This window comes from Micromonospora sp. NBS 11-29 (assembly GCF_002140155.1).
In the GTDB taxonomy this organism is placed as follows: domain Bacteria; phylum Actinomycetota; class Actinomycetes; order Mycobacteriales; family Micromonosporaceae; genus Micromonospora.
In genome coordinates, this window is the sequence record NZ_NAPR01000004.1 from 378,156 (window position 1) to 392,577 (window position 14,422).

At 74.1% G+C, this 14,422-nt stretch carries 12 protein-coding genes and 1 pseudogene; 7 read left to right on the top strand and 6 right to left on the bottom strand.

Annotation, left to right across the window (positions count from 1 at the left end; genetic code table 11):
- The 6 genes from B1205_RS05805 to B1205_RS05835 form a co-directional block, all read right to left on the bottom strand.
- Positions 1-438 (bottom strand): endo-1,4-beta-xylanase (locus B1205_RS05805; RefSeq protein WP_254909741.1); only part of this gene is annotated, 438 nt, incomplete at its 3' end.
- 307 nt (positions 439-745) lie between these two features.
- The gene (locus B1205_RS05810) at positions 746-3,946 is read right to left on the bottom strand and encodes a helicase HerA domain-containing protein (RefSeq protein WP_089154664.1); all 3,201 of its coding nucleotides are present in this window, start codon (positions 3,944-3,946) and stop codon (positions 746-748) included.
- A complete protein-coding gene (locus B1205_RS05815) occupies positions 3,946-4,599 on the bottom strand; it encodes a hypothetical protein (RefSeq protein ID WP_089154665.1) in 654 nt (217 codons plus the stop codon). Before B1205_RS05815 ends, B1205_RS05810 begins: the two co-directional genes overlap by 1 nt.
- Positions 4,586-5,506 carry an endonuclease domain-containing protein gene (locus B1205_RS05820; RefSeq protein ID WP_089154666.1) on the bottom strand — a complete coding sequence of 307 codons (921 nt, stop codon included), beginning with the start codon at positions 5,504-5,506 and terminating at the stop codon, positions 4,586-4,588. The genes B1205_RS05815 and B1205_RS05820 overlap by 14 nt, the downstream gene beginning before the upstream one ends.
- 164 nt (positions 5,507-5,670) lie before the next feature.
- The gene (locus B1205_RS05830) at positions 5,671-6,732 is read right to left on the bottom strand and encodes an SAM-dependent methyltransferase (RefSeq protein WP_441338453.1); all 1,062 of its coding nucleotides are present in this window, start codon (positions 6,730-6,732) and stop codon (positions 5,671-5,673) included.
- A gap of 112 nt (positions 6,733-6,844) precedes the next feature.
- A complete protein-coding gene (locus tag B1205_RS05835) occupies positions 6,845-7,615 on the bottom strand; it encodes a prepilin peptidase (protein WP_089154668.1) in 771 nt (256 codons plus the stop codon).
- Positions 7,616-8,204: 589 nt separating this feature from the next.
- On the opposite strand from B1205_RS05835, the gene B1205_RS05840 reads away from it, so the two are divergent.
- The 7 genes and pseudogenes from B1205_RS05840 (at position 8,205) to B1205_RS05870 (ending at position 14,418) form a co-directional block, all read left to right on the top strand.
- Positions 8,205-8,771 carry a hypothetical protein gene (locus B1205_RS05840; protein ID WP_089154669.1) on the top strand — a complete coding sequence of 189 codons (567 nt, stop codon included), beginning with the start codon at positions 8,205-8,207 and terminating at the stop codon, positions 8,769-8,771.
- Positions 8,765-9,691 carry a hypothetical protein gene (locus B1205_RS05845; protein WP_254909743.1) on the top strand — a complete coding sequence of 309 codons (927 nt, stop codon included), beginning with the start codon at positions 8,765-8,767 and terminating at the stop codon, positions 9,689-9,691. The genes B1205_RS05840 and B1205_RS05845 overlap by 7 nt, the downstream gene beginning before the upstream one ends.
- Complete coding sequence (locus tag B1205_RS05850) at positions 9,688-10,350, top strand: SAF domain-containing protein (protein ID WP_089154670.1); 663 nt, start codon at positions 9,688-9,690, stop codon at positions 10,348-10,350. Before B1205_RS05845 ends, B1205_RS05850 begins: the two co-directional genes overlap by 4 nt.
- Positions 10,350-11,128: pseudogene (locus tag B1205_RS05855) on the top strand (ParA family protein). Before B1205_RS05850 ends, B1205_RS05855 begins: the two are co-directional and overlap by 1 nt.
- Positions 11,118-12,662: a CpaF family protein gene (locus B1205_RS05860; protein WP_089154671.1), complete on the top strand. Its 1,545-nt coding sequence runs from the start codon at positions 11,118-11,120 to the stop codon at positions 12,660-12,662. The pseudogene B1205_RS05855 and the gene B1205_RS05860 overlap by 11 nt, the downstream one beginning before the upstream one ends.
- The gene (locus B1205_RS05865) at positions 12,659-13,561 is read left to right on the top strand and encodes a type II secretion system F family protein (protein ID WP_089154672.1); all 903 of its coding nucleotides are present in this window, start codon (positions 12,659-12,661) and stop codon (positions 13,559-13,561) included. Before B1205_RS05860 ends, B1205_RS05865 begins: the two co-directional genes overlap by 4 nt.
- Positions 13,558-14,418: a type II secretion system F family protein gene (locus B1205_RS05870; RefSeq protein ID WP_089154673.1), complete on the top strand. Its 861-nt coding sequence runs from the start codon at positions 13,558-13,560 to the stop codon at positions 14,416-14,418. Before B1205_RS05865 ends, B1205_RS05870 begins: the two co-directional genes overlap by 4 nt.
- Positions 14,419-14,422 lie beyond the last annotated feature (4 nt).

Sequence of the window (14,422 nt, forward strand, 5' to 3'; positions counted from 1 at the left end):
ACCGTTGATGTGGTCGATCATCGCCTGACGCAGGTTGCTGCCGCTCAGGCTCTGCATCCAGCCCGGCTGCTGCGCGTGCCAGGCCAGCGTGTGCCCACGCACCTTCAACCCACGCTGCGTCGCCCAGTTGTAGATCTGGTCACCGGAATTGAAGTTGAACTGACCCCGGTTCGGCTGGGTCGCCTCCGGCTTCATCTCGTTCTCGGCCGTGATCATGTTGAACTCACGCGCCGCGATCGTGCTGTAGGTCGAGTCGTTCAGCCGGCTCGCGGCGATGGCGGTGCCGAAGTATCGGCCCGACTGCGCCGCCGCGGCGCCCAGGGTGGTGGCGGCCTGGGCCAGGCTGGGCACCACCAGCGCGGCACCGGCCAGGGCCAGCGCGCTCGTGGCGGCGGCGGCCACCAGGCGGTACCGACCGCGTCCTCGTGGGATCTTCATGACACTCCTCTGCATATCGGACGATGATGCGCAGGTCATGGAGATACGCGGGCCCGCGTACCTGCCACCAACTCCGAAATTTTTCGGAAACGTACCGGTAACTTCTACGGGAAGATACCGGCACGTCCCCGATCGGTCAATGTCGATGGTCGGCGCTGCTCAGCCGTCTTCGGGCGGTCCGCATGCCCGACGCGGAGGAGGAATTGCGTCATGGCTCGTTAACACCGGACCCGCTCCGATCGCGGTACCCGGAGGGCGAGCCGGTGTTCCGGCAGAGCGGCGAAACTTTTCGGCTACGCGCTACGCGCTACGCGCTTCGGACGCGAGCGCGGTCCAGCACCTCGTCGACGGTCAGCGGGCTGCGCGGGTGGTGGCTCAACGACAGGGGGGTCCGGATCTTCCGGGGCGCCGCGCCCTCGGCGGCGAGATAGAACTCCCCCACCGTCAGCCGGGAGATGTCCGGCACGTCTCCGCCCTTGGCTCGGGCCATCTCCCGCGCCGCCTCGATCTGGATCGGGCTGTTCATCAGGCCGTACACCTGGGTCGCCGCGTTGCCGGGGATGCGATTGTGCAGGGCCTTCGGCGCCTGCGTCGCGAAGATCAACCCGAGGCCGTACTTCCGCGCCTGGGCGGCCAACGCCAACGTGCTCTGGGTGCAGGCGGTCATCGCGCCCGACGGCGCGAACGTCTGCGCCTCGTCCATGATGAGCAGCCCCAGCAGCGGCCGGTCACCCGCCGGGTTCTTCTTGATCCAGGCGAAGAGCGCCATCTGGAGCTGGTTGACGAAGCTCTGGCGTACGTCGTCGGACGGCAGACCCACCAGGCTGACCACCGAGACGCGGGCCCGCTTGCCGACAGCGGGGGTGAGCAGCACACCGGGGTCCATCGGCGTGCCCTCGCCGCCGAAGAGCGGATCGTTCACCATGGCGGCGGTCAGGGTCTGGGCCAGACTGAGGCCGATCTTCTCGGCGTCCTCCAGGTCGATGATCCCGTCCGGCAGGTCGGCCAGCGTGTCCACCAGGCCCTTCAGCCGGGATCCGCCGCGCCGGCCGTAGTGCTCGACCGCCTTGCGCAGGACCGCCAGCCCGAGGTGCGCCCGGGCGGCCCGCCCGGTGACCATGGCCCGGGGCGCGAGCGCCGCGACGGCCGCCTCGACGGCCTCGCCGAACTCGTCCGGGTCGTCGCGCACGCTGGTGAAGTCGGGCAGCGGTTGGAAGCTCAACGGGCGGCCCGAGGTGCGCCGCGGAGTCCAGATGACCACGTCGGTGTGCGCCAGGTAGTCCCGCGCCCGGTCCGCGTCGCCCGGCCGCCACCCCGCGGGCGGCTCCGGCCACCCCTCACCGAGGCGGGCGAGGTCGTTGTTGGGGTCGAGCACGATCGCGGACACCCCCGCGAGGGCGCACTCCTCGACGATGCGACGGATGAGCACCGTCTTGCCCGACCCGGATCCGGCGAAGATCGTGGTGTGCTTCCGCAGGGCCTCCAGGGCGAGCGGGACCGGCGTGCCGTCGTCGTACCCATGGCCGACGACGAACGCCGGCTCGGCGGTCGTCGTGGACGGTGCCGGTGCCGGCTCGGACGGTGCCGGCCCGGTCGCGCGGGCCGGGCCGGGCGGCTGCCGGGGCGGCTCGGTTGCCGGCGGCGGCCCGGCGGCCGGCGTCCAGCGGTCGACGTCCGCCAGCGCGTGCTGGAGGAACGTCAATTCCCGGGTCGGGCGACGCTCGACCAGCCATCCCTGGAGGTCCATGGTGGCCTCGGCGAGCATCACCCGCAGCGCCGAGAGGACGCGCAGGTCCTCGTCGTCGAGGCCGATGGTCTCGCCGCCCGCCGCGTGGAACGTGTCCACCGCCTTGCGGGTGGCCGCACTGGACGACCACCCGCGGTTACGCAGCAGGAACAGCCTGCGCTTGGCCAGACCGGTGTCGAGGGCCGACGCGACGCACGCCTTGCGGAGCCGGGCCAGCGCCGCGTTGCCGTGGTGGGCGTCGCTGATCGCCCGGAAGCACCAGTGCGCCTGGTCCTCGGTGCGCTCGTCGAGCGTCAGGCGCAGCCGGGCGTGCAGCGGCGGGTCGGTGCTCGGCGGCGGGTCGACGCTGAACGCCGCCCCGGCGTCACCGCGTTCCAGGATCCAGGCGGTGAGCCCGGCGGCGAGCAGCGGCGGCATCATCGCGTCCTCCGACGTCCGCTCGCGTGGCGCGGTGACGTCGGCGGCCTTCCGCAGCTCCGCGAACCGGGCGTCGTAGCGGTCCATGTCCGCGTCGGTGGTGGCGGTCGGGACGGGCCGGGGCGCCCGCGGCTCCGCGACCGGCGGTTCGCCGAGGGTGGTCATCTCGCGGACCTCGTCGTCGGCGAGGCAGCCGCGGATGTGCCGGTCGATCTCGATGAGGAGCTGGCGCGGGGTGAACGCGCCGGCCGCCGCGAAGGCGCCCGGCGACACCGGCCAGGACGGGTACGGCGGCGTGAACCCGACCTCCCGGTAGCGGAGGTCGAACCGCTTCTCGATGATCGCCCGGGCCAGGTCGGCGTCGTCGATCCGGCGCAGCTTCGGTGTCTCCCGGAACCGGTCGGCGACCGTGTCCGCGGCGGTGGACCTGATGATGGTCCACGAGTTCGGGATGCAGGCGAGGACGGTCAGGGTGCGCCGGGTCGTCTGCCGCAACGACATCAGGCCGTCCGCCATCCGGGCCAGCATCAGTGCCTGCTCCGGGCTCATCGCGGCGGCGCCCACCACCGCGGGGTCGCTCTGGATCGCCAACTGGGCGATCAACGTGTCGATCTGGTCGATCGCCACGACCGACGGACCGGTGAGCGCCAGCAGCCAGGACAGGTCCTGCACGATCTGCTGGGCGGCCCGGGGGACCCGGCGCATGCCCCAGGCGGCACGCTCGCCGGCCACCACCTCCTCGCCGGAGAGAAAGTAGTTCTCCGCCACGTCGCGGTGGGCGATGTCCTCGGAGGCGCTCAGCGCCAGCGCCCGCGCGGTCTCCTGGCACATCCGGGCCGCGTGCCGGTCGAAGTCACCGAGCCCGTCGAGGAAGGCGTCCAGCGCCGCCCGGGTCAGCTCGGTGTCACCCATGACGGCCCGACGCGCCGTCCGGGGCGCGCCGACCATCGCGGAGAGCCGCCGCAGCAGCAGCTTGAGCTGGGTCTCCGGGCTGCCGGGAACCGGCCGGGACAGGCCGTCCAGCATCGCCGCGAGGACGCTGTCCCAGAAGCCCTCGGCGTCGAGCAGGCCGACCAGGAAGAAGTAGCCGCCGCGCTCCTGCACCTGCTGGCGGATCCGGCCCAGCAGGTGGGTCTTGCCCGACCCCCGCTGGCCCTGCACGACCAGGCCGAGCGGGCTGCCGTGCGGGTTCGACGCGGCCTCGTCCACGCCGGCGAGCACGTCCCGGACAGCCGGGACGTGCAGGCCGTCGACGTGGAAGGGCAGCGGTCGCCACACGTCGTCGGGCACCGGCGCCCAGTCGAACCGCAGGGCCGCCAGCGCGCTCCGTTCCGCCTCCCGCATCACACGCCGATCGCCAGCAGGTGGTTCTCCTGGCCGCCGAGGCGCAGCGCCGCCGTGATGTCCGCCTCGGTGAGCGTCTTCTGGTTCGACTCGGGCGCGATGGTGACGCCCTCGTCGCGGCTGAGCCGGCGCAGGGCGTCGTCCACGTCGTCGCGTGGCACGTCGGCGAGGAACGGGCGGAGCCGACGCAGCCCCACCCAGCCCCCCGGCTCGTCGGCGAGCGCCCGGTACGCGCTGACGATGCGTGCCTCCAGCGCCCCGGCCGGCGCGGCGGCGGGCGTCGGCGCCGACGCGCGCACGTCGGTCACGGCGAAGAGTTCGGCCAGCGTGGCGCAGCCGCTGCGGGCCAGGACGCGATCCCGCAGGTGGGACTGGAGGGCGGTCAGCGCGGCACCGAGCGCGCTCGCACCGCGCAGCGTGAAGTCGAGGTCGCTCTGCATCCGTACCCAACCCTTGTCATCGAGCTGGAGGGCGTACGTCGACCCTTTCTTCCGGCTGGCGACGTAGTGCAGGCGGGTGAGCTTGTCCCGCTGTGGCTTGCGTACGTCCAGGTTGTAGCGGTCGCGGAGTTCGGTGTTCAACACCTCCCGCGCCTCGGCCATGAGCACGACGAGGATCGCGCTCTCGGATGCCGTCAGGTCATCGCCGGCCATGTTGCCGTCCTTCCGCCATGTCCCGGCGACGGGCCCGCAGATACGTACCGATCTGCTGGACCACGGCGCCGACGTCGTGGATCACCCGGGCGTTGGTGAAGCGTAGGACGGCGTAGCCGTCCAGTTGGAGCTGGACGTCGCGCTGCCGGTCGGCCTCGTAGTGGACCGGACGGCAGTGCTCCGGCCCGTCGATCTCCACCACGCACCGTTCGTCGGGCCACACTAGGTCGAGCCGCACCGGCGCGGCCAGCGCGTGGGACTGGTAGCTCTGGTTCCACCGCCGCCCGGCCGACCAGCTCTCGGCGGCGAGCGCGGCCTCCAACCTCTTCTCGACCTCGCTCGCCGGATGCGGCTTCCCCACCACCGTCTCGTCGCGGAAGGCCCGGGTCGGCGGCGGGGCGACCCGGAACTCCGGCAGCCCGTCCAGCCCGGCCGCGCCCGCGCCGACCAGCCAGACCGCTGGACCGCCGTGTTGCACGAGCCAGCCGGCCCCGGCCGCGATGACCGCGCCGTCGCCGCCGGCCGGCTCGACGAGCAGCACCACCCGGCGCCGGCCGAACGCGTCGGCGACGAGACGTGCCAGGGCGGCCGCGCGGGCGCGCCTCGGGAGCGCGGTGCCGGTCGCCCGCCGCCCGGTCACCGCGAAGACGGCCAGATCCGGCAGGAACGAGCCGGGAAAGCGGTCACGACGTGCCCGCGCGGTGGCCGCCGCCCGGATCGCCGCGAGCCCGGACGTGTCCGGACGGACCTCGTCGGCGGCCTCGGGCAGCCAGGCCGGCAGCAGCTCGACGGCGACCTGTTCGAGCCGGTCCAGCGCGGCGTGCACGACGTCCGCCGGCATCGCGGGTCGGGCGGCCGGGTGGTGGACCACGGCGGCCAGGTCGGCGTGATCGTGGGCGATCAGCATGGCCAGGGCGTCGATGTCCGCGTCGGGCAGGGCGACGACGCGATCGGACGGGACGTACGCGAGGCTCCGGTTCGACAGCAGCGCTGACCCCTCCCACAGTCGACCGAAACGTCGCCGACCAGACTACGAATCCCTCTCGGACAGGGCCAGACCACTGTCGGTAATCAGCGGTCGTGCGACGATGCTCCAATGAGCAGCGACGCCCCCGACGTCAGTGCCCTCGCCATCAACGTGACCGTTCCGGACGCGTTGCGCTGGACCGACACCCGGCGTGGCGAGGAGTTCACCCTCACCACGCTCAACATCCGGCTGCTGCCCGACGGGCAGCTCGCCGCTAAGGCGTACGGCCGTCCCACCGCGGGTGGACGCGGCGCGTACGTGTCGTTCCGGGTGCCCGACCGGCCGGAGCTGGCCGCGCTGGTGACGGCGGCGGCCGACCGGGCCGGCGCGCTCTGGGCCGCCCACCGCGGCCTCGGCTGACCACGGCGGTCAGCGGCGGAGGCCCACCCCGCCGTAGCCGTGCGACACTGCCGCCCGCGGCTCCCCCTCNGCCAGTCGGCGAGCCGGACCAGACCGGGCTCCACCAGGTCGTACCCGTCGAGGAAGCGGGCCACGTCGGCGTGGGTGCGGGGCACCAGCGGCGCGCTGCTGCGCCGGTACACCGCGGCGCCCGCCTGGGCGGGCACCGGCGGCGCGCCGTCCATGGTCAGGTGGGAGAGCGCGAGCAGGCTGCCCGGGGCGGTGGCGTCCCGCAGCCGGGCCACCGCCGCCCACGGATCGTCCGCGTCGGGCACGAAGTGCAGCACCGCGACCAGCAGCAGCGCCACCGGCTGGGTCAGGTCGAGGGTGGCGTGCAGGGCCGGGTCGGCCAGGATCTCCTCGGGTCGTCGCAGGTCACCCCGGACCACCACGGTGCGGCCGCCGTCGGTGGGCAACAACCGCCGGGCGTACGCGACGGCCACCTCGTCGTTGTCGACGTAGACCACCCGGGCGTCGGGTGCGACGGCGCGCACCACCTCGTGCACGTTGCCCTGGGTGGGCAGGCCGGCGCCGACGTCGAGGAACTGGCGTACGCCCTGCTCGGCGGCCCAGCGCACGGCCCGGCGCAGGAAGGCGCGGTTGGTCTGGGCCGCCACCCCGGTGTCCGGGAAGATCTTCAGGATCTCCTCGGCGGCGGCCCGGTCGGCGGCGAAGTTGTGGCAGCCGCCCAGGTAGTAGTCGTACATCCGGGCGACATTGGGTCGCGTCTCTGCCTCCGTCACGCCCTGATGTCTACCACTGTCGCAGTGTTAAGAAGGGGCCCCGCCTCTACCGGAGGCGTTAAGAGGGGGCCCCGCCTTACCCGAGCACCAGGGTGGCGGCGGTGCCGAGGATGAGGAACGGCCCGAAGGGCAGATGACTGGACCAGCGGACCCGCCGGGCGGCGAGCAGCGCCAGCCCGGCCAGCGCGGCCAGGGTGACCGCGAGCACCAGCCCGGCCACCAGCGCCGGCCAGCCGTACCAGCCGAGCAGCGCGCCGGCGCTGAGGGCGAGCTTGGCGTCGCCGAGGCCGAAGCCGCGCCGGCCGAACAGCAGGGTGGTCGCCGCGAAGCCGGCGCCGAGGACGAGCCCGGCCGTGGCCGCCCGGAGCCAGGGCGCCGGGCCGGGCCCGGCCAGCGCGGTGGCACCGAGCAGCGCCCAGACGCCGGCCGCGGCGGGCCAGGTCAGTCGGTCGGGCAGCCGGTGCGCCGCGGCGTCGACCAGGGCCATCGGCACCGCACACACGAGCCACCAGGCCAGCGCCAGGCGGGCGCCGGGCGACCCACCGGCCAGCGCCAGCACCGCCGCCGCGACCAGCAGCGCCACCTCCACCACCGCCGGCGGCGCGCCGACCCGCGCCCGGCAGCGCGGGCAGCGGGCCGCCGGGCCGAGCGCCGGCAGGGGCCGGTCCAACCCGATCGGGGTGCCGCAGGCGTCGCAGGCCGTCCGGTCGGGAACGTCCGGCGGTACGGCGTAGCGGGCCACCGCCAACCGGACCGGCGGCACCACCGCGAGGAGGGCCAGCAGCCGCACGAGCGGGCGGCGGGCACCGGCCGCCGGGGTGGGGTGGCGGACCTGTTCGGTGGTCACGCCACCTCCCCCGTCCGGGCACCGGCGGTTCCGGCGTGGAGTACGCAGAGTGATATTTTGCCGGTCGAAGCGTGTCGGTTGGTGCGCGAAACGGCATCCGCTGCTATGGGTGCCCGGCCGATGCGACCCGCTCCGATGGCGCGCTCCCGGCTCGGCCGGGCGGTGGGACGGATCGGGCGAGTCGGGCGGTCCCCCCGCATACCGACGGGGTGGACCCCGGTCGCGGTGGACGCCAGCATCGCTGCGGTCGCGCACACTCCTGCCACCGGAGCGACCCCGGCGGACCCGTTCGTAACCGCCCGGACATCCACCGACCACCACCACCCGTCTTCACTCACCGTGTTCATGTGAATTGCCTCTGTTGCATCGGCGCACGTCAGCCTATGCTCGCCCCTTGGGTACGACGCAACCCCCGATCAATTGGCGTCGGAGGCCGACCGGAGACATCAGTTCCACATCCCTTGAAGATCAGCACAGGTAAATGCAGCGGTGGCGGTCGAGGCCCGGCCGGTCAGATCCGGGCGCGCTTCCGCATGCCCGGCGCGCGTCGGCGCGACCGCACCGGGCCGGCACCGAGGAGGGCGCGGCGTTGCGTACACGGCAGTCCCAGCGATGGGAGGTCGGCCTGCTCAGCCTCGCGCTGGTGGCCGGCGTGGCCGGCTGCGGCGCCGGGCCGGAGGCGACGACCGACCCGCTGACCGGGCGTGCCGCCGCGCCGGTCGCTCATTCTGCCGCCGAGGAGAAAGCCGCCGAAAAGGCCGCGCTGACCGCCTATTCCGGCTATCTCGCCGCGTCCCGGGCGGCGAGCGCGAAGGGCGATCCCAGCCATCCCGATCTGCCCCGGTTTCTGGCTGACCCGCTGCTGACCCGGGTGCGGGTGGCAATTCGCGACGCGAAGGAGCACGGTGCGATGCGTACCGGAAAACTCGTTTCCGACCCCACCGTCGTCTCGGTCGACCTGGGCGCCGAGCCGCCCACCGTCGAGATCCAGGACTGCCTGGACGCCACCGGCTACCGGCTGGTCTACGCCAAGAACGGCAAGACCGTGCCCGGCACCCGCGGCGGGCGGTACCTGGCGACCGCCACCGCGAGCCGCTACCCGGACGGCCGCTGGCTGATCAACACCGGCGCGGCGCACCAGGACCAGCCGTGCTGACCCGGGGCGGAGCCGACACCCCGGCCCGCCGGCGGTGGTTCGCCGCCGGCCTGGCCGCGCTGCTGACGCTGGCCGTGACCCCCGCCCGGGCCGCCGCCGACCCGGGCGGCTCCTGCACCCCCGACCAGGTCGACTGCGACGTCTGGGACGACGACCCGGGCATCCCGGGCGGCGGTCCGGGCGGACCGGGCGGCGGCGGGGGCAGCGGCAACGGGGGCGCCGCGCCGAAGTGCCAGTGGAACGGCCGGGCCATCCCCTGCCATGACGACGTGCTCGGCTGGTTCAACAACGCCGACGGCTGCTACTACAAGCTCGCCTCGGCCCAGGCGGACGCGCCACCCGGCAAGCAGTGGTACCAGCTCACCTGCAACGGCGGCGACCTGGGCAGCATGCGACAGGAACTGCTCGACGGGCCGCCGGACGGCTACGGCGCACCGCCCGACCCGGAGGAGTTGGCCCGTCGCGCGCTGGCCTCGATCTCGCTGCTGCCGCCCCGCGCGTCGGTCGCGCCCCGCCGCAGCAAGGGCCCCGGGCTGGTCGGCCTGCCGGTGTGGATGTGGGCCAGCCGCGGCGCCTCCTACTTCGGCCCGCTGACCGCGTCCGCGTCCGACCGCGGGCTGACGGTCACCATCACCGCGAACGTGACCCGGACGGTCTGGCACATGGACCGGAACCTCGACGTCGAGTGCGCCGGGCCGGGCACCCCCTACCGGGCGAACGGGCCGTTGGCCGGCAGCGCCTCACCCGACTGCGGCCTCCCCAACGGCTACCCGAAGGCCGGCATCTACCAGGTCTACGCCACGACTTTCTGGACCGTCGAGTGGACGTCCAGCGGGGGCGAGCGCGGCGTGATCGCCCAGAGCCGGGAGAGCGGTGTCATCCCGGTGCAGATCAACGAACGTCAGGTGGTGACCCGATGAGTGTTGTGGCCTCCCGGAACGGGACCCCGGTGGAGGCGCCGGTGGCGCCGCCCAAGGTGGTCCGGCAGCGGCGGGTCCGGCCCGGCCTGCTCGGCCTGGCGATCCTGCTGATCGCCGTCGGCGGGCTGGGCGCGGCGTTCGCGGTCACCTCGGTGCGGTCCACCGGCACCTACCTGGCGGTGGCCCGGCCGGTCCAGGTCGGCCAGCAGATCACCGCCGACGACCTGGTGCCGGTGCGCGTCTCCGGTGGGCGCGAGCTGCGGCCGGTGTCGGCCAACCGGATGAAGGACGTGCTGGGCCTGCGGGCCGCCGTCCGGCTGACCCCCGGCACGCTGCTCACCTCGGCCCAGCTCACCGACGCCCCGCTGCTCGGCGCCGGCCAGCAGCAGATCGCGCTGGGGCTGAAGCCCAAGCAGGTGCCGGCCCGCAAGTTGCACCCCGGCGACAAGGTGCTGCTGGTCAGCACGCCCGACAGCAGCTCCAGCAACGCCGGGGGACGTGCCGGCGGCACCCGGTTCGAGGGCACCGTGATCGACGCCGCCACCCCGCAGAACGACGACGTGGTGGTCTACCTGGCGCTGGCCGTCCGGGACGTGCCGGCGGTGGTGGCGCTGGCCGCGTCCGACCGGATCGCGCTCGTGCTCACCGAGGCGGCCTGATGGCGATCATCGCCCTGGTCTCGGCGAAGGGTTCGCCGGGTGTCACCACCACCGCGCTGGCCGCGGCGCTGAGCTGGCACCGCCGGCTGGTGCTGGCCGAGTGCGACCCGGCGGGCGGCTCCATCCTCGCCGGCTACCTGGGCGGCGCGCTCGACGGCCCGCGCGGCATCGGCGAGCTGGCCGTCGGCGAGCTGCGTGACGGCAGCCTGGAGAGCGCCTTCTGGTCGCAACTGGTCGACCTGGACGCGCCGCGCCGCGAACGGCTGCTGCTGCCCGGGGTGGTCGACCCGGCGCAGGCCGGCAGCGTGATCCCACTGTGGCAACGTTTCGCCGACTACTTCACCAACCTGGAGCGGGGCGTACCCCCCTACGACGTGCTGGTCGACTGCGGCCGGCTGGCGGTCGGNCCAACCTGCCCGACCTCTCCGCCACCCGGGCCACCGTCCGCGCGATCGAACGGGACCTCACCGAGCACCGCGTACCGCCGGGCAACCTGCGCCTGGTGATCGTCGGGGACGGGCACGGCACCAGCGAGATCAGCAAGGCGCTGCGGCTGCCGGTGATCGCCCGGCTGCCGCACGACCCGCGTACCGCCGAGGTGCTCGGGCGCGGCGGCACCGTACGCGCGAACCGGCCGCTGATGCGCGCGGCCGGCGCGTTGGAGGTGCCGGTGCGGGCGCTGCTGGACCGGCGGCGGGCCCGGCTGGCCTGGCCGGGTGCGACCGCGCCACGCGCGGTGGACGCGCCGATCGCGCCGGGGGTGCCGGGTGCGGTTTGAGCCGGTCTCGCACGACCCGCGCGGGCAGCAGCCCGGGGTGCTCTCCACGGTCCCGCCGCTGACCCCGCCGAACGGCCGGCACCACGTCGCCGGCCCGGCCCTCCCCGCCGCGCCGCCGGCGGCGCCGCCCCGTCCCCGGGTCGACTTCGCGGTGGTCCGCGAACTGCGTCGGGAGCTGAGCGAACGACTCACCCACTGGCAGCGCGGGCGGGAGTTCGACGCCGACGCCGAAGAGGTCGAGCGCGCCCGGCTGGCCGTCGCGGTGGTCTCCGCGTACGCCGACTCGGTGCGCCGGGCCGGCACGCCGATGGCGGCCGACGAGGAACGGCTGCTGCTCGACCAGGTGACCGCCGAGCTGGTCGGGTTGGGCCGGCTCCAGACGCTGCTGGTCGACGACAGCATCGAGGAGGTGCACATCCTCGGTTGCGACCAGGTGCGCATCACCCGGCACGGCGGCGGCGTCGACTGGGCCGAGCCGATCGCCGAGACCGACGACGAGCTGGTGGAGATCCTCCAGGCGGCGGCCCGCCGGGCCGGGGCGACCGAGCGGTCGCTGTCCACCTCCAAGCCCACGCTCGACCTGCAACTGCCCGACGGCAGCCGGCTGGCGGCGGTCTTCCTGGTCAGCCACCGCCCGTACGCGGTGATCCGGAAGCACAACACGCTGGACGTGAGCCTGGAGGACATCACCGGCGGCCGGCCCGACCTGGACGAGATGATCGACCCGCTGCTGCGCGACTTCCTCCGCGCGTCCATGCGGGCCGGGTTGAACATCATGGTCGCCGGGCTGGCCGGGGCCGGGAAGACCACGGTCATCCGGGCGCTGATGGACGAGATCCCGGCCGACGAGCCGTACGTGCTGCTGGAGGAGAGTCGGGAGCTGCTGCCGGCCCGGCGCGGGCACAAGCACCGGGCGGTGATGAGCTTCGAGTCCCGGGAGGGGCACGGCGAGCGCGGGGCGGACGGGCGGCCGGCCGGTGAGGTCAGCATCGCCGACCTGATCCCGGTGTCGCTGCGGATGGGCGTGCTGCGGATCATCGTCGGCGAGGTGCGGTCCCGCGAGATCGTGCCGATGCTCCAGGCGATGACGACCAGCCGCGGGTCGATGTGCACCATCCACGCCCGTACCCCCGCCGGGGTGAGCGAACGGATCATCGAGCTGGCGCTCTCCCACGGCCGGGAGATGACCGTCGACCAGGCCCGCCGGATGGCCGGCAACGCGCTCGACCTGATCGTCTACGTCACGGTCGAGGACGAGACCGCGATCGGCGGGCGCAAGCACCGCTTCGTCTCGCACGTCGAGGAGGTCATCGGCGTCGGCGAGGGCAACCGGATCACCACCACCACGGTCTTCGGTCCCGGGCCGGACGGCCGGGCGGTCCCCCGGCACCTGCCCGAGCGGATCCGCGACCAACTGCTGCGGGTCGGCTACGACGCCCGGCTGCTCACCCGGTTCGTCGAGGCCGGCGCGGGCGCCTGGCGGCGTCCGCGCCACACCCGCCTCGGGCGGCGGCCGAACGGGAGGCCGGCGTGACCCGCATCGAGCTGATCGCGCTGGTCTCCGGCGCGGCCTGCGTGGCCGGTCTGGTGCTGGCCGTGGTCGCGCTGGTCGGCACCAGTCGGCCACCGACGTCGACGCCGGGCGGCGGCGGGTCGGGCCTGAGCCGACTCTGGACCGGCTCCGGGACCAGCCGCGCCGACCAGCGGCGGCACCAGCTCCTGCTCGCCGCCGCCGTGGCCGCCGGCGCGCTGGCGTTCCTGCTCACCGGGCTGCCGGTGGTGGGCCTGCTGGTGGCGCTCGCGGTGCCCGGGGTGCCGTGGCTGTTCGCGGTGGGCCGGGCCGAGCAGCGGGCCATCGCCCGGATCGAGGCGGTCGGCGAGTGGACCCGACGGCTCAAGGACATCTCCGCCACCGGGCAGGGGCTCCAGCAGGCCATCGTCGGCACCATCGCCACCGCGCCGGAGGAGATCCAGGAGGAGGTACGCACGCTCGCCGCCCGCCTCCAGGCCGGCTGGCTGGCGCGCTCCGCGCTGCTCGCCTTCGCCGACGAGATCGCCGACCCGGTCGCCGACCAGGTGGTGGCCGCGTTGATCCTGCACCTCACCGACCGGGGCGAGCGCCTCGGCGACGTGCTCGGCTCGATCGCCACCGCCGCCTCCGCCGAGGTGGCCACCCGGCGGGAGGTCGAGGCGAAGCGCACCCAACCCCGGTTCGCGGTCCGCTTCCTCACCGGGATGACCCTGGCCACGCTGGCGTACGGGCTGGTGAACAGCGACTACGTCCGTCCGTACGGGACGGTCACCGGGCAGCTCGTGATGGCGATGCTCGGCTCGGCCTTCATCGGCCTGCTGGTCTGGGTGCGCTCGATGAGCCAGCCGCCACGACCGGCACGTTTCCTCCCGGCCCCCGACCTGGAGGAGGCGATCCAATGACGAACTGGCATCTGGTGATGGCGGTGCTCGGCGGGTCGGCGGTGGGGCTCGGCCTCTTCCTCGTGGTCCGCGAGGCGCTGCCGGCCACCCCGGCGCTCGGTCCGGCCCTGCGCCGGCTGCACCAGCCACCCGGTCAGGTGCCGGTGGCCGGCGCCGGGCCGGACTGGCTCGGCGGCTTCGCCCGCTGGCTGCGCCCCCCGACCCGGCAACTCGCCCTGCTCGACCGGACCCCCGAGCAGTACGCCCTGTCGGTGCTGCTCTCCGCGCTGATCGGCTTCGCCACGCCGGCGGTCGTCTCGGCCGTGCTCTTCCTGGGCGGGGTGGCCGTGCCGGTGGCGGTTCCGGTCCTGGCCAGCCTCGGCCTGGCGCTGCTCGCCGGCCTGATCGCGCACCGCTCGGTGCTGGTCAAGGCGGACGCCGCGCGGGAGGAGTTCCGGCAGGCGGTCTGCACCTACCTCGACCTGGTGGCGTTGCAGCTCTCCGCCGCGCACGGCCCGGTGCAGTCGCTTGAGCGCGCGGCGACGGTCTGCGACGGCTGGGTCTTCGACCGGATCCGGGAGGCGCTGCGGCTCGCCCAGCTCCAGATGCACTCGCCCTGGGACGAGTTGCAGGAGCTGGCCGACCGCATCGGCATCCCGGAGCTGGGCGACGTGGGCGCGATCATGCGCTCCTCCGGCAGTGAGGGCGCGCAGGTGCACGAGACGCTGCGCTCGCGCGCCGACTCGCTGCGCGACCAGATCCGCACCGACAACCTGACCCGCGCCGAGGGGGTGACCAGCAAGTTGGACATCCCCGGTTCGTTGCTGGTCTTCGTCCTGCTCGGCTTCGCCGTCTACCCGTTCCTCGCCCGCCTGTGAACCC